The following is a 641-nucleotide window of genomic DNA, read 5'->3' as shown; positions in this document are numbered from 1 at the left end:
CAGTTCTCCCGGAAAGAATCATCACAAAGTAAGCCGAACATTGGTCCGTGCCGCAGAATGCAGCGCCGTACATATCCCTTTGTTTCCGTAATTCTTTCGCCCGGTTCTAAGATCGGACATACTCCGCGGAAAAACCCGTCTGCCTATCGGCGGACGGCAACCTCCCGCATCAACGCATATCGTGGCTTGCGCAGAACGCTTGTAGCATTCCGCCCAAGCCTTTCGCAGCCGAGAATGATTATAGCACACGTTTCCCGGTGTTGCAAGTGTTTTTTGGGCGATTTTCTAAATTTTTTTGAAAAAATTCTGCGTTTTGCCGAAAGAAGAAGTGCCCTGTCCCCAAAGGAACATCCATGCCGTATTTTTGCCATCCGGCAGAACTCCTCTCCCCTTTTTGCAGAAAGCACAACTTTATCCGTAAGCGCATTTTTCTGCAAAAGCGCTTGTGGTCTGCATCGTTTTGTATAATCAAGGCAAAATTATACATTTTGTCATTAATGTTTGGTTCTTTTTCAGTATAGCACAAAAGCCTTCCGCTGCACAGGCAGCAGAAGGCTTTATGATAAAATTTACAACTCAGTGCTTTTTCAGCTGTTCTTCCAGACCCGGGCGCGGCGTAACGTAGACTGTGGTGTACACCG

General features: G+C 47.1%; 1 protein-coding gene. It reads right to left on the bottom strand.

Annotated elements, in window-relative coordinates; all coding sequences use genetic code 11:
* Nucleotides 1-238: 238 nt before the first annotated feature.
* The coding region (locus H6B10_RS15000; RefSeq protein ID WP_204652309.1) for a hypothetical protein at nt 239-641 on the bottom strand (403 nt) is incomplete at its 5' end.

It is taken from the genome of Gemmiger formicilis, from assembly GCF_016901605.1.
GTDB lineage: Bacteria > Bacillota > Clostridia > Oscillospirales > Ruminococcaceae > Gemmiger > Gemmiger formicilis_B.
Note: the sequence above shows the minus strand (reverse complement) of the source record. Positions and strands in the feature narration are given on the sequence as shown.